This window comes from Streptococcus sp. IMAU 99161 (assembly GCF_014435245.1).
GTDB lineage: Bacteria > Bacillota > Bacilli > Lactobacillales > Streptococcaceae > Streptococcus > Streptococcus lactarius.
Genome location: NZ_JAAPAW010000011.1, coordinates 120,457 through 137,881, shown reverse-complemented (window position 1 = coordinate 137,881; position 17,425 = coordinate 120,457). Strand labels below are relative to the sequence as shown.

Here is a 17,425-nt window from a genome sequence, read left to right as displayed (position 1 = left end):
CTAGGACTTTTGTCCCAGCCTCTTTGAGGTTTAATAGAAACAACTATATGATCCAGTGGTTGATTGCTAAACGAACTGCATTGAGGTGGTGGATAGGACTTGAGAAGCAAGTCTCCTAAGTCTTTGCTCGCTTTTGTGCTCTAACGAAAACCTCTGGTGACGAAACCATGTTTCCTTTACCTACCCCAACAATTCTCAGGCTCTTGGAGCTAGGCAGATGTGCTCATCTTTCTGACTACTGGTAAAAGACTACATGAAACTGCTTTTTCACGTGCTGTTCCCTATTCCTTTTTCCAAATCCTTTTCCATTAGTCAGCCACTTGATCTTGTGAATTGTTTTTCATTAAGGCATTCCCGATTATCATGTACAATTTGCCCAAACATAACAATTTAATGAAGGACCAGAGAATTTGAAGGACAGCTAATCCTTTAACGAATAGAGAGTCATAACTTTCTTTGACAATCTCTCCATAAAATGTCATGGATGATGTCATGATCACCCATTCCCAAATGATTAGTATCAGTGAAGTTCCATAAAGGATGGCCAACCCCCAAAAGACCAAAGCATTATTAAAAACTCCTCTCATGACACGTACAAGTGCCAATAAGCATAACAAAGAAACAAACAATAGTAATTCTGTACCAGACATTGCTTCCCCTTCTTTTCTTTTAATAAAAAAATATCCTACTTTTTCCTCTAACGTTTTAGTATATCAAATTTTCATAGAAAAAAGGACCCTTTTTCTACCTGTTGAAGTTGACAAGGAGTCCTCTTTGGTTATTTTCAATCCTATTCTTTCACCGGACTTTGACCATTCCATTATCTTCTAATATTTTTTTCGTTTTTCTATAGTCGGTTACATCCTTTAATTTTCTATCTGTTTTAAAGGCTTTGTTCCAAGCTTTAAGATCCAATTTCGAAAAATCTGTCACGATATGTATCTGTAAATGGCCTGACTTGGATTTTTCAACAGAATAGTCCATTCCCTTTATATGACCATAATGTTCAAGCAAACTATCTTTCGCTGAATGAAATGATAATGAATCAGAAGCATCAATATCGGGTAATTCTTTCCAGAACTCCGTTTTAAGGATTTCCTTATTTTTTATAGTTAGAATAACGGATTCATCCCCATTACCCTAGGACCCCTGATACTTCTCTTGGCGTATTGACTGGCAAGCTGTTAATAAAATAAAGACAAAGCTGGCAAAAATTCATCTTACAAAACGATTTGTTTTTCGCATTTTACCTACTTTCGTTTACGAGCAATCAAATGGATCGGAGTGCCTTCAAAGACAAAGGCCTTGCGAATTTGATTTTCTAAGAAACGCAAGTAAGAGAAATGCATGAGTTCTTCTTCATTGACAAAGACGACAAAAGTCGGTGGTTTGGTGGAAACCTGTGTTGCATAAAAGATCTTGAGACGTTTTCCTTTATCAGTAGGTGTTGGGTTGATGGCAATGGCATCCATAATGACATCATTCAAGACCGCTGATGGAATTCGAGTGTTTTGGCTTTCACTAATCTGTTTGATCATCTCTGGTAATTTTTGTAAACGTTGTTTGGTAAGAGCGGACACAAAGACAATCGGAGCATAGGAAAGGTACTGGAATTGATCGCGAATATCCTCTTCCCACTGCTTCATGGTATGGTTGTCTTTTTCAATGGTGTCCCACTTATTGACCACGATGATCATGCCTTTACCAGCTTCATGGGCGAAACCGGCAATCCGCTTGTCGTACTCGCGAATTCCTTCTTCGGCATTGAGCACCATCAAGACGACATCGGAACGATCGATGGCACGCATGGCACGCATAACGGAGTATTTTTCGGTGTTTTCATAGACTTTTCCAGACTTACGCATACCGGCCGTGTCGATCATGGTAAATTCTTGGCCTTCGGCATCCGTAAAATGGGTATCAATGGCATCCCGAGTTGTACCAGCTACTGGGCTTGCAATCACCCGGTCTTCACCAAGAATCGCATTAATCAAGCTAGATTTCCCGACATTTGGACGGCCAATCAAGCTAAATTTAATCAAATCTGGGTTTTCTTTTTCTGTTTCAATTGGAAGATTTTCGATGATGGCATCAAGTACATCACCGGTTCCAATCCCATGAACAGAGGATACTGGAAGGGGCTCACCCAGTCCCAAGGCATAAAAATCATAGATGTCATTGCGCATCTCTGGATTATCGACTTTATTTACTGCCAAGATAATAGGTTTATGAGTCTTGTAGAGAATACGAGTGACATATTCATCGGCATCTGTGATCCCTTCTTTACCAGAAACGACAAAGACGATCACATCTGCTTCATCCATGGCAATTTCTGCCTGATGTTTGATTTGCTCCATAAATGGGGCATCCACATCATCAATTCCTCCAGTATCAATGATACTAAATTTTCGGTTTAGCCACTCAGCTGTTGCATAAATGCGGTCCCGAGTGACTCCTTCCACATCCTCAACGATGGAGATCCGCTCACCGGCAATCCGGTTGAAAAGCGTTGATTTTCCGACATTGGGACGGCCTACAATCGCAATAGTTGGTAGGGCCATGATTTCCTCTTTTCTTCTAACGAAATGTTTATAATAGTTTGTGTTTTTCTAACAAGGCTTTGGTCGTTGCTTCTTCAGGTTGACCAAACTGAGTTGCCACCCGCTCGCTCCAACTATCCGTTGCACGCGCGCCAGCATAATCAGCCTGCACCTGATCAAAAGCAGATACAAAAGACGGATCCTGCTCTTGATAGTCTTCCTGAAATACGACTTGTTCCAACGGCAAGCGTGGTTTCACAGGATGGTCTTGATTCGGGACTCCTAGCGCAATCCCAAAAACAGGATAGGTATAATCTGGCAGATGAAAAAGTGTTGCGACTTCTTCTGCACAGTAGCGTAACATGCCAATAATGACACCTCCGTAGCCCAGACTTTCTGCTGCTAAAAGCGTATTTTGAGCAGCTAAGGCAGCATCCACTGAAGTGATCAGCAAATTGTCCACACCTTCCGGATGGAAGTCCTTCTCATGCAGATGGACAGCTTTTTCAGCTCGATTTAAATCTCCAACAAATAGAAGGAAGGCCGCTGCTTGACGAATGGCTTCTTGAGGAAGCAAGTCGTAGAGAGCCTCTTTTTTCTCTTTGCTCTTGACCACAATCACAGAATAAGACTGAAAATTTTTCCAGCTAGAAGCCATCTGGCCAGCCGTCAGAATTTCGTTGAGATCTTCTTCCTTGATGGCTTCATCCTTAAAACGACGAACAGAAAAATGAGACTTCATTAAACGGATGGTTTCATTCATCGGCGGTTTACTCCTTCCAAATGGATTTCCTTAGCTAAGAATTTCACGCGCTCCATCAGGCGTTTGGCCTGCCAGGTTTCATCACCATTGCGCGAGGCCGAAAAGTGAGCTTCTAGCTCTTTCAAATTAAAGTTAGAGGTAAAGAAGGTAGGGAGATTTTCCTGCATCCGGTGTTGCAAGATCACTTGCAGCACTTCATCTCTCACCCAGGCCGACATCTGTTCTGCGCCGACATCATCAAGAATTAAAATTTCAGCTTTCTTGACCTGGTCGACCATTTCCTTGACCAAGCCTGAGCTAATAGCATTTTTGACATCAATCACAAAGCTAGGAAAATGAAGAAGAGTGGTAGAGGCTTGACGCTTTTCAGACAAATCATGGGCCAAGGCCGCCATCATGTAGCTCTTTCCTACCCCAAAATCACCATAAAGGTAGATCCCTTTTTGGTAGTCGGGATACTTGGCCACAAAATTGGCTAATTCTTCAAAGGCCACAAAGCGTCCCTTGTCATCAAGGTCAACCTTAGCGAGACTTGCCTCTTTCAAGGTTGATGGTAGATTGATCAGGTTCAGACGTTGGTTAATCGCAGCTCGTTTTTGGGCTTCAATCAATTCAGGGGTCTCTTCATAGGCCACATCCGCATAGCCCTCATTCATGGTTAAGACAGGCTTATATCCTTTGGCAATATAATCGGGATCTCCCAGCAAAAAGCGGTTGCGCTCACTAATGTATTGATTAAATTTTGAAATACTGCGACGAATTTCTTGCTCAGACAAGGAACGTTCCTTGATAAAAGCCGCAACTTCCTGATCCGCTAAAATTTGTGCCACCAAATCCTCATAGTTGAATTGACGAGCACGGTTCATGTGAGACATGGTTTGACCGACACTTTCCATCTACTCACCTCCTTGATTTAATTTTTCTAATAGACGTTGTTTCTCTTTTGCAAGATCCACTTTTTCTTCTTGACTGGTTTGATTTTGGTAGTTTGGCTGGCTCCACTTAGGAACATTGGTTGGTCTATCTTTTGGAGATGTCGCCTTTCCACCTTTATTCCCTTGATTCTTCGCCTGCTCTTGGCGCTCTCGAACCTTGAGAATCGCCATTTCTGCACTATTGACCTTTTGGTAAGAAAAATCATTGCCCACCTTTAAGGCATACTTCTCATTGAGATTCGCCGACTGGGTTTTGTTAAAGGTCAGCAATAAAATAATATTGATGACTTCATCCAGCAAGCCCAGTTCAGCTAGTTTAGTCAAGGTTTTGCGCTCGCTCTGTGTAATGGTTGCCTTGCGGGCCTTCTTGATCTCAGCCAAAAATTGCAGGCTTGTTTTTTGCTTGGCTTCCTTCAGGATTGTCTCTTCCTGACGACTATAGGACAGACGTGGATTTTCTTGGTTTCCTTGGGCCAATTTTTGCCGCATTCGTTTAGGTGAAATGGTCCGATCCACAAGAGTTTCTTTGGCAAGGAGATAAGTTTCATACCAGGTCCAATGTTGTTCTTCAGCTATTGCAAAGAGAGCCAAGGTTGCCTCTCCTTCATCTTCAAAGCGAAGGCCATCTCGACGCATCATGCGTTTGAACATTTCCATATCAAATGCTTGTTTCTTACTTGGTACAACCGCACTCTCTCCTTCTCCCAGACCGAAAATTTGTGAGAAGGACACCTGGCGCTTGGTTCCTAGTGAATGCTCTGGAAGTAACTCTTCTAGAGCTTTCTCTCCAATCTTTTTTTCAAGCAAGCGTTTGTAAACAGCATTTGAAAAGAAAGACGGACTCTCAAGAGGAGCATGCAACTGAATAGTGAGTGCATCTTCTTCCTCAAAAATATCCATCAAGCCCATCGCAATCAAACGGTCAAAAGCTAGTAGCAGTTGAGGAAAGCCAAGATCTATATGATTGAGAATCTGTGCCAAGAGGTGTTGCTTTTCACCTTGATCATAACTGGCCACTAGGTAGCGATAAACCGAAACGGTTTCCAGCCCCAAAATCGGCAAATAATACAGCTCCAGCGCAGGCCCTGCTGGTGGCAGAGATTGATTTTTTAAAAATGCGAAAGGAGTATTGGGCTTCATTTATTTTTCCTTTTTCTTCTTGCTTCCCTTGGTAATTTGCTTCAAGAGAGTCTCCAATTCACCGACATCCTTGAAACTCCTGTAAACACTAGCAAAACGCACATAGGTAATCTCATCTAGGTCTGCTAATTCATCCATCACTAAGGAACCAATGTACTCACTATTAATTTCATTTTCACTTTGGCTGCGAACCTTTTGTTCGATTTGGTTCACAATCTCCTCGATTTCATCACTTGAAACCGGTCGTTTTTGAGCCGAGCGAATGATCCCATTAAAGATCTTATCACGAGAAAATTGCTCACGCGTTCCATCTTTTTTGACAACGACCAGGGTTCGTTCTTCTACTCGTTCGTAGGTAGTAAAGCGATAGTGGCACTCTTCGCATTCCCGACGACGGCGAATGGTTTTTCCATCCTCAGCTTGTCGACTATCTACCACACTGGACTTACTTCCACCACATTTTGGACAACGCATTTGCTACCTCCTTAAACTGTTTTAACACTTCATTTTACCATAAATTGAATCGTAAAGAAAGCAGAAGAGGAGCAAAGGTTCGCCTCGAAAACTCCTAAAATACAGCAAAAAAGAGTTCGAATAGAAGGTGTTCAAACAAAACGGCTTCTATCGACTCTCCTTTTGAATTACAAAGATAAGACGGCTTCTAGACCATAGTGGTCACTCACCAGTGGTAGGTTTTGGCCATCAAAGATCACGTGTAAGTTCTGAATGTCCCATTCTTGGCTGGCAAATACATAATCAATTCGCAAAGGCACTTGATTGTCCGTCCAACCATCGATTCCTGGACCTACAGTATAGGTTCCTCTCGTTTCTTTGGCCTCGATAAAACTATCCTGAAGGACAAACGGACTGGACAAAATCGTTTCGTAGCCCTCTTGACCTGCGGGATTATTAAAATCACCAGCTAAAATAAACGGTTTTCCCACTTGGCTGAAATAGTTCTCAATGCGTGGCCACTCAAACTGGAATCCTTTGTCCCACCATGAAAGATGGACACTGGCAACCGCAATTTCTTTCCCATCGACCGTCGTATGAGCTACTGCTACTCGACGGGTATGGTAGTCCTTAGGATCATCCATATTGGATACTAAGATCTCCTCGGCTCTCAATGGTTGACGCGAAAGAACCGCTACTCCTTCATTTAGGTGGTCATAGCCAATATGGTTGTAAGCCCAAGTCCAGTAATAGTGGAGCCCTTGAGCAGCCAACTCCTCAACCAAAACCCGTACAAAATGATCCTTATGAATGGCTACAGCTGACGGTAAAGCCTGATAATACCCATCTGTTTCAACTTCCTCAGAGGCCATCTCTTGATTGACTTCTTGAAAGCAAATCACATCATATTCAGCTTTTAAAATTTGCTCCTTGAGAATCTCAAATTTTTCTTGGGCATTCTCTTCCATCCAACTATGGGAATTTAAGGTTAAAAATTTCATTCCCTGATTTCTCCTTTTTCAAAAACGAGAAACGGCAAGAGGCCGGGAACACTGTCCCAACCTCATTTTCTTTGCCAAAATCTCTTATAATTCTACTGTTGCGACTGGCGCGTTTGCTGCCAATTGACCAGTATGTTGGACTGAGACTGACTTGATGGCATCCGCATTGGTGAAGACAACAACTGTTGTAGTTTCACGACCTGCTTCATGGATCGCATCCAAGTCTGCTTCTACTAAAAGGTCACCTGCAGCCACTGTTTGGCCTTCAGACACTTTGACCTCAAATGGTTTTCCTTCTAGACTAACAGTATCTAAACCGATGTGAACCAAAACTTCCAAACCATTTTCGGTTACTAAACCAAGGGCATGTTTGGTTGGGAAGATACTGGTAATCTTACCAGCGACTGGAGAGACGATATGTCCATTTTCAGGCTCAACTGCAAATCCATCTCCCATCATTTTTTGTGAAAAGACTGGATCTTTTACATTTTCAATAGTGATGACTTGACCATCTGCCACTGAGTGCACTTCATCTGTCACACCCTTAAATGTTGCTTCCGCTTTTTGAACGGCAGTCATTTGGCTAGGTAGTGTTTCAGGAATGACTTCACCTGAATCGAGTACATCTTGGATATCTGATTTCAAGACGTCAGCTTTTGGTCCGTAGATAGCTTGGACACCTTGTCCTTTCATGACAAGCCCCATAGCCCCTTCTGCTTTCCATTGTTCTTCATTACCGACTTTTTCAGCATCTTTAACGGTTACACGAAGACGCGTCATACATGCATCCACGTCGACAATATTGGCACGTCCACCAAGAAGGTTGATGATGTTGATCACTTGTGAGCTTGCTGAGCTTGTAGTAGCACCTGCTGCTGCACCGTCTCCTGAAGCTGCATCATCATTTTGCTCATAGTTTCCGTTACGTCCTGGAGTTGCATAGTTGAATTTCTTGATCATGAAGTTGGCAATGAAGTACATGATAAATCCAAAGAGGACCGTTACCCATGCAAAGTTAAAGATATCGATTGCCAATCCAGCATTGAGCGCCATTGGAGTACGTGTCAAGAATTCGATGGAACCAAATGAGTGAACCCGAAGGTGAACCAAGTCCGCCATTGCAAAGGCTGCCCCTTGTACAAAGGCATAGATGATATACAACGGTGTTGCAATAAACATGAACATGTATTCAATTGGTTCTGTTACACCTGTAAGGAAGGTTGCAAGGGCTGTTGCAAAGAGCATCCCTTTGTATTTTTCTTTTTTATCTGAATCAACATTGCGGTAGATCGCAACCACGATCCCCATCAAGATACCAAATGATCCGATCATTTGACCAACTTTGAAACGAGCTGGTGTGTAAGCTTGAAGCAAGTGGTGATATTGGCTAGGATCAGCCTTTTTCAAGTTAACAAGGTCATTTACCCAAGCCAACCAAAGTGGGTCTTGTCCAAATACAGTTGTTCCTTTGGCAGCACCTGTCAATACATGGTATGTACCACCCAATTGAGTATAGTTGATTGGAATAGTCAACATATGGTGAAGTCCAAACGGCAAGAGAAGACGTTCCAAGGTACCAAACAAGAATGGCGCCAAGACTGGAGCAGTTGATTGCGAGTTGGCAATCCAAACACCAAAACCATTAATTCCTGATTGAATGACTGGCCAAATGATTGCTAAAAGCAAAGCTGTAATAATAGAACGAACGATAACGACAAATGGTACAAAGCGTTTCCCATTAAAGAAAGAAAGAGCTTCAGGAAGTTTGCGGTAGTTGTAGTATTTGTTGAAAGCAGTCGCTCCTACAAAACCAGAGATAATCCCTACGAATACCCCCATATTTAGAGCAGGTGCTTCAAGAACGCTAATGAAATAATCTGCAACTTTAATTGAACCACCAAAAAGTGTATGAACGGTAGCACCTTTTTGAGTCAATAAAGCAGATGTCACTCCAAAAACGGCACCAGTAATACGGTTAATCAAAATGAAAGAGAGACCAGCTGCAAAGGCACCGCCTGCACGTTCCTTAGCCCAACTTCCACCGATAGCGAGGGCAAAGAGGATGTGAAGGTTCCCGATAACCCCCCAACCAATTTGTTCTAAGATTCCACCTGTAATGACAAGTGGAGAGAAATTTGGATTGATCATTGGGATAGATTTCCCGATAGAAATCATCAATCCGGCTGCTGGCATTACAGCGATAACAACCATCAAGGCCTTACCGAACTTTTGCCAGAATTCAAAGCTAAATAAACTTTTGAATGATCCTTTGTTCATCATTCAACCTCCTTATATTGTTTAAGGCTTTGGTTTGAGAAAACGTTTGCGCTTAATTACTTACTAGTATACCATATTTTTTGAAATTGTAAACACTTTCAACTAACTTTTTCTAAATTTCTTTAAAAGATACCGCATTTTTTGAGGAAATTTGGGTGTCAGGATCTTAGCAAACTAACGCAAACGTTTTCTCTACATACATAAAATTCAGACCTCTAACGGGTCCGAATTAGAAGTCCGTCGACTGTTTTGTCATGAGATGAACTACGCTAAGCGATTCTGTAACAATCACAATTCTCTATCCTTAGGAGATTAGTTAAAACTCTCAACCATAAAAAAGTGCCTGAAAACTTTTAGTTTCAGGCACTTGGACTGATTGAACTCATCCACTGGATTATTTCAACTACCTGCCGTGCTCACACAAGGAACATGTTTAGATCAATTTAGATTTAATCCAATTCATCTTGCATGGCATAGCCAATCCCACGAACGGTTTTGATATAGCTTTTTTGTCCTGGGAGATCTATTTTCCCACGGAGGTAGCGAATATACACATCAACAATATTGGTTTCACCCGTACTCTCATATTTCCAAACGCTTTCCAATATCTGCTCGCGTGTCACCGCTCCTTTGCTTCCCATCAGAGTTGCTAGGAGGTCGTATTCTCTTCGTGTTAAGCTAATCAGCTCTTTTCCGCGATAGACCGTATGGTGCTCTACATCAATCCGCAGATTGCGGTAAGCAGTTGGAATTTTCATCTGACTGCAGTGTTGGTCAATATAATCACGACCTCTAAAGATAGCTGTGATCTTATCCACCAAGTCACTGATCACAAAAGGTTTGACCATATAGGAAACAGCAAACTGCTGAATGCTCTCTTTGTGCTCAGCAATTTTTTCGCGTCTATCCAACACAATCAAAACAGAGGCAGGCCGAATCCGACCGATCTCTTGGGCGAACGCTTCACCAGACATATCAGATAGCTCGTAATTAAACAAGATCAGATCGTATTTGGTTGCAGTCACCAAGGCTAAACCGGTCTTGCCATCCTCGGCGAGATCCACTTGGTAGCCTTGTTTTTGCAATTCCAAATCGATAAAGCGAGCGATTTGCTTCTCATTTTCTACTAGTAGGACTCGTTTGACCATAAAGCAAGATTATTTTTCGTCATACCAAGAATAGTGGAAGACGCCTTCTTTATCCTTACGTTTGTATGTATGAGCACCAAAGTAGTCACGTTGTGCTTGGATCAAGTTCGCTGGAAGATCCGCTGAACGGTAGCTATCAAAGTAAGTAATAGCTGCTGAGAAGGTTGGTACGGGTACACCAGCTTGAACAGCAAGAGCTACAATATCACGAACAGATTGTTGGTACTTAGCTGTTACATCCAAGAAGTACTCATCCAAAAGAAGGTTAGCAAGATCTGCATCACGGTTGTAAGCATCTGTGATCTTTTGCAAGAAACGAGAACGGATGATACATCCATCACGCCAGATAGATGCGATGTCCGCAAATGGCAAGTTCCAGTTGTTTTCTTTAGAAGCGACACGCAATTGGGCAAAACCTTGTGCATATGAGATGATTTTTGAGAAGTAAAGAGCTTGACGAATCTTTTCAATCAATTCAGCCTTGTCGCCTTCAAATTTGAAGGCAGCTGGTTTTGGAAGCACCTTGCTAGCGTGAACGCGTTCTTCTTTGTAGGCAGAAATATAACGGGCAAATACAGACTCTGTAATCAGTGACAATGGAACACCAAGGTCAAGTGCTGATTGGCTCGTCCATTTACCAGTTCCTTTGTTACCTGCAGCATCTAAGATGTAGTCTACAATTGGTCCGTCTTGACCTTCGTCGTCTTTACGTTTCAAGATATCTGCTGTGATTTGGATCAAGTAGCTGTCCAACTCACCCTTGTTCCACTCAGTGAAGATTTCAGCCATGTCTTCTGCAGAAAGACCAAGTAAGTGTTGCATTAAGTCATAGCTTTCAGCAATCAATTGCATATCACCGTATTCGATACCGTTATGGACCATTTTCACATAGTGACCAGCTCCATTAGGACCGATGTAAGTCACACATGGTTTGCCATCTTCTGGCGCTTTAGCTGAGATTTCTTCAAGAACATCCGCTACCAAGTCATAGGCTTCTTTTTGTCCACCAGGCATGATAGATGGTCCTTCAAGGGCACCTTTTTCCCCACCAGAGACACCAGTACCGATAAAGTTGATCCCTGAGTTCGCCAATTCTTCGTTTCGACGGATGGTATCTTTGTAGAAAGTATTTCCTCCGTCGATCAAGATATCCCCTTTATCCAAGTGTGGAAGAAGGGCTTGGATCGTTGCGTCTGTACCAGGTCCAGCTTGAACCATAAGCATGATCCGACGTGGTTTTTCAATAGAGTTTACGAAGCTTTCGATATCATAGCTTGGCACGAAGTTTTTATCTGGATGGCAAGCAATCACGTCTTCCGTTTTTTCTTTACTACGGTTAAAAATGGCAACTGTATAGCCACGAGATTCAATATTAAGGGCAAGGTTACGACCCATTACGGCCATACCAACAACACCAAAGTTTGCTTTAGTCATGTGACACTCCTCTTTATAGTTTGCCTATATTCTATCATTTTTTGGCTCCAATTGAAAGTAGAAAATAACGATTGGACACTCCTCTAGCTTCCTTTTGATGCTGGGGATAGCAAAAAAGAAACACTCCGGAAGATGAAAAGATATTCTTCTTACGGATGTTCCTTCTTTTTTGTCCCATTATTCGTCAAACAAGCCATTTAGACCTGCAAAAGGACTATTCTCTTCTTTTTTGACAGCTTGTGCAGCTTGGTATTCTTCTTCTGATAAGATTTGCCAATCATGTCCAGTCAGAAATCCTTGGCCTTTTTCTTCTTCAGGCGTCAAGACTTTGAGAGGAATATTGAGCAGGATATTATCTGCTACACTCTCACTCAGGTCAATCTTGCCCCCTTCGATTGGCAGGATCAAATCCTCTTCTAAGGCTTCGATATCTGCATCAGACTCTACATTCTCAGCGAACACTTCTGTCACAGGATAGCTTTCGTTGATCTCAACAGGTTCCATGCTCCGGCTAGATGCCAGAACGATGGTGTAGGTCAATTGGTAATCCAAGACATAGAGACCAGTATCGTAAGTTACTTGACCTGTCGCTTTGACATCTTTTAAATCAAGAATTTCTGGATTACGCTTTTGCAATTCCTCTAACAGCAGCAATTCTTGGTCGAAAGCAAGACCTTCAGGATTTTTACGGATTTCTTGTGTAGATAAATTCATTCATTTGTCCTCGATTTTTCTAGATACTACTAGTATATCATGAAGATGTCCTCCAACCAAGAAGTCTCTTTAAAAATTTGATATAATCATGAATAAGCCAGCAAATCCTATTCTAAAAATGTAGAACGAAAGAGAGAAAATACAAGCTCTCTGACCGGAAATCGTTGCTGGAGATGAACTATACTAGGGCTGAAACGAGGAGAAAAGATGAAAGATATCGGAGCTGTTTTTAGGCAAATACGGGAAAGTCGCCATATTTCATTAGAAGAAGCTACAGGTGGGGAATTTTCACGCTCCATGCTGTCTCGATTTGAAAGAGGAGAAAATGACCTAACCACGCAACGGTTTTTTCGGGCCCTTCAACAGATCAAAACCAGCCTCAGTGAGTTCTCCCATCTAGCAGGGATTGATCAGCACTCCTTTATTCCCAACTTGTTGAAAGAGCACTATGAAAACATGAGCTTGGAACATAATCAAGCCTTGTACCAACGCTATCAGCTAGCCTATCAGAAAGATCACAAAAAAGAAGACTTCTTAGCCAGCATTATTCTCAAGGCCCAAATGCTTGGCAACTATCCTGAGGTAGAGTTGGCCGCTAGCCAAGAGGAACTAGATTTCCTCTATGACTATCTCTTCTCTGTCATGATCTGGGGAAATTTTGAGTTAAGCCTATTTTCACTGACCTCTCCTCTTTTCTCTAGTCAGCTCTATCGACAATACACAGAGGAATTGGTCCAACGGGAGGACTTCAAGCTTCTCCTAGACTCTTCTCTGCCTGCCCTCAACTCTATTTTTCTCAATGGCTTTTTTCTGGCCATTAGTTCAAAAGAATTTGAAGATGCAACCTATTTTGATCAGCTGATCAAGGACCACTTTTACTCTGAAAACGAAGCCTACCTTCGGACGGTTTATCTCTATGCCAAAGGGGAACTTCTTTATCGAAAGGGAGAAAAAGAAACTGGTCTAGAAAAGATGGAGCAGGCCATTCAGGTTCTATCCATCCTTGATTGCAAGGTTAGTGCCAACTACTACAAACAGGGCATGCAAGAACTTATCAAGGAATCCTGAAAAACTCACAGATTTATTCTATGAGTTTTTTGTTGAAAATATGCAACATGTAAATTTTCTTGCTTTTAGGGGTTACAATAGGATCATCAAAAAAAGAAAGAAGTCCCCGCATGATCACCAGACTAAAAAATTATCTCCTTCATTATTTCCTTAAACAGACTAGTTTTTATGTTAAAGAGGAAAAATTAGAACTGACGGAAGAAGAGAAACTGTTTCTTCTCAAGCAGGTGGTGCACCGTTTAAGAGAAGTTATTGTTTCTGCTAAACAGAAGGAGAAAAGCTTATGAAACTCTTATTTCGCAATCACATCTTTGCTTTACTGAGTCTTTCACGTTTTTTGAATACCCTTGGTGCTGCGATTTACAACCTAGTCTTTGTGGTCTTTGCGGCTAGCATGCCTCACCCTAGTCTGGCAGTTGGGATCGCCAATCTCATTGTTTTTATCCCAAGCCTTTTCACCATTTTCATTGGAATGAAGGCCGATCACACCGCTAAAAAAGCTGACTGGCTGATCCGAATGGGCTTTCTGCAAGCTATCCTTTTCGTCTTCATTGCACTGATGACGAAGATTCCGGGTTACTTGGCCTTTTCGATCGTTTGCTTCTTGAATATTGTGTCAGATAGTTTAAGTGATTACCGCGGAGGCTTGCAACTTCCCATTATGCAGAAGAACATCCCTAGTGAGGATCTGATGGAAGCCTATTCCTTCAATCAACTGCTTAGTATGGTTTGTTCTATTTCAGGTCAAGCGTTGGGAGTCTGGCTTTTAGCTATCAGTCACCAAAATTTTGCACTTGTGGCTTCGATCAATGCCCTGGCATTTCTTCTGTCTTCCACTTGTCTTTTCATCCGACGCAGTCAACTGACCCACGAACCGATTCAAGTGGATGCTCGTCAGAAAGTTTCTTTTCTTCAAGAATGTCGAGACATGTATCGCAATGTTACCACTATTTTTGCAGATGAAGAGGTTCACAACTTTGGAAGACTTCTCCTATCCTTAGTTTTCATCAATGCTTTAGGCGGATCCATTTCTGGGATTTACAATCTTCAATTTCTCCATCATCCCTTCTTTCACTTCAGTTATAGCCAGTCCCTCCTCGTCCTTGAAGTTGTCACTATCCTCAGTATGGTCTGGGCTAGCCTGACACCCCATGACTATTTTTCCAAGCAATCGCTCCATCATATCCTCCTATGGATTGCAGGTGGCCTAACCACGCTTGGGCTCACAAATATTCTGGTTCGCTGGGATATCCTTTGCCTTCTACTTGTCACTTTCCTCGGTTATCTTGTTGCAAAAATCAATCCAAAAGTTTCCAGTCTTTTAATGAGCAAATTGCCAGCTGAAAAATTAGCCTCTACCTCTAGCTTTTTGGGACTGATGGTCAGCTTTGCTATGCCACTTGGAACAGCCCTCTTCTCTGGTCTCGCTATCTGGAGCCTTCCTATTGCCTGGGGAATGTTTGCCATTCTCGGTTTCGGCACCGTCCTTTTGTCTAGCAAATAAATTAGTAAGATAGATTTAAAAACACTTGTATGATATATTTATATATTGTATAATTAGGAAAAATGCAGATGAAGTATATGTTTTTATGGAATACAATTAAAAAATTTGCTTGATAATTACAACATTAGGCTTTGTGTTTATAAAACATCTCTAGAAGCTTACTATAGACTGAGTGGATTTAAAGAGATTCCATCCATTGAAGAATTGAGAGGTAAAATAAATGAATGAATTAGAAGTTAGATTCTCACTCAATGATGAGGGAGATTATAATAAGGCTATCTCATACTTAGAAAAACAATATAAATTTAAGTGTGAAAATAAACAAGTTGATGAATATTTTAAAGCAAAAGGAAGAGAATTTGAAAATGATGAGGTAGGAAGTTTTATATACAGGATTCGTCAAGAAGATGACAATGTATCATGTATTTTCACAAGAAAAGATACGATAAAACAAGGAATGTGGAATGAAAGCGAAATAGAGTTGGAGTCTGAAAAATTAGAATTTGTAAGGAAGATGTTGCAAACTGGTTTTTCAAATGTCTTCACAATAAGTAAATATAGAAAGACTTATCATAACGCTCTAGAAAATAAAACGATTAATCTAGATAAAATTGATGGTCTTGGATTTTATCTTGAAATAGAGATTTTAGGAGATTTTTCTCAAGAAGATTATAATCATTTTTATGATAAAATGTGCGGAGAGTTCTCGTTTTTAAATTCAAAAATAGAAACAAAGGGTTATGTCCAATTAATGAGAGAAAAAAGTGGACGTAATTGAAATTACCAGTGAGACTATTAGAGGTTACTGATAAAGGAAACAAAGACTTAGGAAATTTTCTTGGAAAATCTTATCCCCCATCTCAAAGTAGTGCTTGGACAAAGCAACCACTGCGTCCTATAGTTATCTCTATCAAGCATCAAAGGCTGGGCAAAAACTGCCCAGCCTTTTTTTACATTTTTCTTAAACGTGCCACCCGCTCTGCAATTGGTGGGTGGGTATAAAAGAGCTTTTGAAAGCCTGATTCTTTTTTTGGATCATTGATAAAGAGGGCACTACTTGCCTCATCAACATGTCGCTGCATGGGCTCACTATGATCCAGTTTCAAAAGAGCATTGATCATCCCTTGAGGATTCCGTGTCAATTCGACACTTGAGGCGTCTGCCAAGAACTCTCGCTGACGAGAAATGGCTAACTGCACCAAGGTTGCTGCTAAAGGAGCCAAGATAATCGCTAGTATGGAAAGGATCAGGATAATAATTTCCAATCCACTACCACCTTCTCGATCATCATCCCGTCTACGGCCACCGCCCCACCACATCATCCGGCCACCAATACTAGAGAGCATCGTGATAGCGCTGGCCAAGGCAACTGCAATCGTGGAGATACGAATATCGTAATTACGGATATGACTGACTTCATGTCCAATGACCGCTTCGAGTTCCTCACGGTTCATGACCGCTAGAAGCCCTGTCGTGGCTGCAACGGCAGCATTTTGAGGGTTGGAACCCGTCGCAAAAGCATTCATGGACGGATCCTCTACAATATAGACACGAGGCATGGGGATCTGAGCTACCATGGCCATGTCTTGGACAATGTGGTAGAGTTGAGGAGCTTGATCCTCAGTTACCTCACGCGCCCCGTTCATCCGCATAACGACCTCAGTCGACTGAAAGATCATGCTAAAGGCATAGATACTACCAATGATCAAGGCGAGGATAATCCCACCAAGAGAAGAGCCCAACCAAAGATAGCCGACAGCTGCTCCGATGAGAGCCAAGAGTATGAAAAAAGCAATAAGGAGAATCCAGGTTCTCCTTTTATTGCTTGCAATTTGGTCAAACAGCATATTAGTCTCCTAATCCGCTAAAGTCCACCTTTGGTACTGCCTTTTCTTCTTCAGGCACTTGAAGGAATTCGGCTTGTTTAAAGCCAAACATTCCAGCAATGACATTTGTTGGGAAAGTTTCCAATTTCACATTGTAGTTGCTTGCAACACTGTTGTACAATTGACGCGCATAAGAAATTTTGTTTTCTGTGTTGGTCAATTCTTCTTGCAATTGCATGAAGTTGGTGTTGGCTTTCAAGTCTGGGTAGTTTTCAGCTACCGCAAAGATTCCTGCCACTTGACGGGAAAGAGCATCACTGGCTGCCATCGCTTCAGCAGGAGATGCTGCTTGAGCGACTTGTTGACGAAGTTGCGTCACTTTTGCAAGTGTATCGCCTTCGTATTTTGCATAGCCTTTGACGGTTTCGATCAAGTTTGGAAGCAAGTCATTCCGACGTTTCAATTGCACGTCAATTTGGCTCCAAGCTTCGCGAGTTTGCATCCGGCTTCTAACCAAACCGTTGTAAACTCCAATTACCAATAACACAAGGACCACTAGGATCCCAAGAATAATCCAAATCATATTATTGAATTCCTTTCATTTCTTTCTACCAGTATATCA

At 41.8% G+C, this 17,425-nt stretch carries 16 protein-coding genes; 3 read left to right on the top strand and 13 right to left on the bottom strand.

The window, feature by feature from the left end; translation table 11 throughout:
• Positions 1–308 precede the first annotated feature (308 nt).
• From HA044_RS06225 to HA044_RS06170, 11 genes are all read right to left on the bottom strand, one after another.
• Positions 309–650 (bottom strand): hypothetical protein, encoded by a 342-nt coding sequence (locus HA044_RS06225; RefSeq protein ID WP_187540243.1) that lies wholly within the window; start codon positions 648–650, stop codon positions 309–311.
• A gap of 600 nt (positions 651–1,250) precedes the next feature.
• On the bottom strand, positions 1,251–2,561 hold the full coding sequence (der, locus tag HA044_RS06215) for a ribosome biogenesis GTPase Der (RefSeq protein WP_187540241.1): 1,311 nt from the start codon (positions 2,559–2,561) through the stop codon (positions 1,251–1,253).
• Positions 2,562–2,589: 28 nt separating this feature from the next.
• Complete coding sequence (locus HA044_RS06210; RefSeq protein ID WP_187540239.1) at positions 2,590–3,303, bottom strand: NADPH-dependent oxidoreductase; 714 nt, start codon at positions 3,301–3,303, stop codon at positions 2,590–2,592.
• Complete coding sequence (gene dnaI / locus HA044_RS06205) at positions 3,300–4,199, bottom strand: primosomal protein DnaI (RefSeq protein WP_187540237.1); 900 nt, start codon at positions 4,197–4,199, stop codon at positions 3,300–3,302. Before dnaI ends, HA044_RS06210 begins: the two co-directional genes overlap by 4 nt.
• Positions 4,200–5,378 carry a DNA helicase gene (locus HA044_RS06200; protein WP_187540235.1) on the bottom strand — a complete coding sequence of 393 codons (1,179 nt, stop codon included), beginning with the start codon at positions 5,376–5,378 and terminating at the stop codon, positions 4,200–4,202.
• A complete protein-coding gene (gene nrdR / locus HA044_RS06195; protein ID WP_187540233.1) occupies positions 5,379–5,852 on the bottom strand; it encodes a transcriptional regulator NrdR in 474 nt (157 codons plus the stop codon). It abuts the gene before it with no gap.
• 167 nt (positions 5,853–6,019) lie between these two features.
• Complete coding sequence (locus HA044_RS06190; protein ID WP_187540231.1) at positions 6,020–6,832, bottom strand: endonuclease/exonuclease/phosphatase family protein; 813 nt, start codon at positions 6,830–6,832, stop codon at positions 6,020–6,022.
• A gap of 84 nt (positions 6,833–6,916) precedes the next feature.
• On the bottom strand, positions 6,917–9,109 hold the full coding sequence (locus HA044_RS06185; protein WP_187540682.1) for a PTS transporter subunit IIBC: 2,193 nt from the start codon (positions 9,107–9,109) through the stop codon (positions 6,917–6,919).
• Positions 9,110–9,558: 449 nt separating this feature from the next.
• Positions 9,559–10,257: a response regulator transcription factor gene (locus tag HA044_RS06180; protein WP_187540230.1), complete on the bottom strand. Its 699-nt coding sequence runs from the start codon at positions 10,255–10,257 to the stop codon at positions 9,559–9,561.
• Between the two features lie 9 nt (positions 10,258–10,266).
• A complete protein-coding gene (gene gndA / locus HA044_RS06175; protein ID WP_187540228.1) occupies positions 10,267–11,691 on the bottom strand; it encodes an NADP-dependent phosphogluconate dehydrogenase in 1,425 nt (474 codons plus the stop codon).
• Between the two features lie 177 nt (positions 11,692–11,868).
• The gene (locus tag HA044_RS06170) at positions 11,869–12,405 is read right to left on the bottom strand and encodes a DUF177 domain-containing protein (protein ID WP_187540226.1); all 537 of its coding nucleotides are present in this window, start codon (positions 12,403–12,405) and stop codon (positions 11,869–11,871) included.
• A gap of 207 nt (positions 12,406–12,612) precedes the next feature.
• On the opposite strand from HA044_RS06170, the gene HA044_RS06165 reads away from it, so the two are divergent.
• From HA044_RS06165 to HA044_RS06155, 3 genes are all read left to right on the top strand, one after another.
• Complete coding sequence (locus HA044_RS06165; protein WP_187540225.1) at positions 12,613–13,473, top strand: helix-turn-helix domain-containing protein; 861 nt, start codon at positions 12,613–12,615, stop codon at positions 13,471–13,473.
• 283 nt (positions 13,474–13,756) lie between these two features.
• Entirely contained in the window at positions 13,757–14,977 is a 1,221-nt protein-coding gene (locus tag HA044_RS06160; RefSeq protein WP_187540223.1) for a transporter, read from the top strand.
• A gap of 220 nt (positions 14,978–15,197) precedes the next feature.
• On the top strand, positions 15,198–15,755 hold the full coding sequence (locus HA044_RS06155) for a CYTH domain-containing protein (protein ID WP_187540221.1): 558 nt from the start codon (positions 15,198–15,200) through the stop codon (positions 15,753–15,755).
• A gap of 172 nt (positions 15,756–15,927) precedes the next feature.
• On the opposite strand, the gene htpX is transcribed toward HA044_RS06155, so the two are convergent.
• Both htpX and HA044_RS06145 read right to left on the bottom strand, forming a co-directional pair.
• Positions 15,928–16,824 (bottom strand): zinc metalloprotease HtpX, encoded by an 897-nt coding sequence (htpX, locus tag HA044_RS06150; RefSeq protein WP_187540213.1) that lies wholly within the window; start codon positions 16,822–16,824, stop codon positions 15,928–15,930.
• 1 nt (position 16,825) lies between these two features.
• On the bottom strand, positions 16,826–17,386 hold the full coding sequence (locus tag HA044_RS06145) for a LemA family protein (protein ID WP_187540211.1): 561 nt from the start codon (positions 17,384–17,386) through the stop codon (positions 16,826–16,828).
• Positions 17,387–17,425 lie beyond the last annotated feature (39 nt).

What these genes read in the sequence shown, in the direction of transcription:
- HA044_RS06225 (WP_187540243.1), bottom strand. Translation starts at nt 650, where the DNA reads ATGTCTGGTACAGAATTACTATTGTTTGTTTCTTTGTTATGCTTATTG.
- der (WP_187540241.1), bottom strand. Translation starts at nt 2,561, where the DNA reads ATGGCCCTACCAACTATTGCGATTGTAGGCCGTCCCAATGTCGGAAAA.
- HA044_RS06210 (WP_187540239.1), bottom strand. Translation starts at nt 3,303, where the DNA reads ATGAATGAAACCATCCGTTTAATGAAGTCTCATTTTTCTGTTCGTCGT.
- dnaI (WP_187540237.1), bottom strand. Translation starts at nt 4,199, where the DNA reads ATGGAAAGTGTCGGTCAAACCATGTCTCACATGAACCGTGCTCGTCAA.
- HA044_RS06200 (WP_187540235.1), bottom strand. Translation starts at nt 5,378, where the DNA reads ATGAAGCCCAATACTCCTTTCGCATTTTTAAAAAATCAATCTCTGCCA.
- nrdR (WP_187540233.1), bottom strand. Translation starts at nt 5,852, where the DNA reads ATGCGTTGTCCAAAATGTGGTGGAAGTAAGTCCAGTGTGGTAGATAGT.
- HA044_RS06190 (WP_187540231.1), bottom strand. Translation starts at nt 6,832, where the DNA reads ATGAAATTTTTAACCTTAAATTCCCATAGTTGGATGGAAGAGAATGCC.
- HA044_RS06185 (WP_187540682.1), bottom strand. Translation starts at nt 9,109, where the DNA reads ATGAACAAAGGATCATTCAAAAGTTTATTTAGCTTTGAATTCTGGCAA.
- HA044_RS06180 (WP_187540230.1), bottom strand. Translation starts at nt 10,257, where the DNA reads ATGGTCAAACGAGTCCTACTAGTAGAAAATGAGAAGCAAATCGCTCGC.
- gndA (WP_187540228.1), bottom strand. Translation starts at nt 11,691, where the DNA reads ATGACTAAAGCAAACTTTGGTGTTGTTGGTATGGCCGTAATGGGTCGT.
- HA044_RS06170 (WP_187540226.1), bottom strand. Translation starts at nt 12,405, where the DNA reads ATGAATTTATCTACACAAGAAATCCGTAAAAATCCTGAAGGTCTTGCT.
- HA044_RS06165 (WP_187540225.1), top strand. Translation starts at nt 12,613, where the DNA reads ATGAAAGATATCGGAGCTGTTTTTAGGCAAATACGGGAAAGTCGCCAT.
- HA044_RS06160 (WP_187540223.1), top strand. Translation starts at nt 13,757, where the DNA reads ATGAAACTCTTATTTCGCAATCACATCTTTGCTTTACTGAGTCTTTCA.
- HA044_RS06155 (WP_187540221.1), top strand. Translation starts at nt 15,198, where the DNA reads ATGAATGAATTAGAAGTTAGATTCTCACTCAATGATGAGGGAGATTAT.
- htpX (WP_187540213.1), bottom strand. Translation starts at nt 16,824, where the DNA reads ATGCTGTTTGACCAAATTGCAAGCAATAAAAGGAGAACCTGGATTCTC.
- HA044_RS06145 (WP_187540211.1), bottom strand. Translation starts at nt 17,386, where the DNA reads ATGATTTGGATTATTCTTGGGATCCTAGTGGTCCTTGTGTTATTGGTA.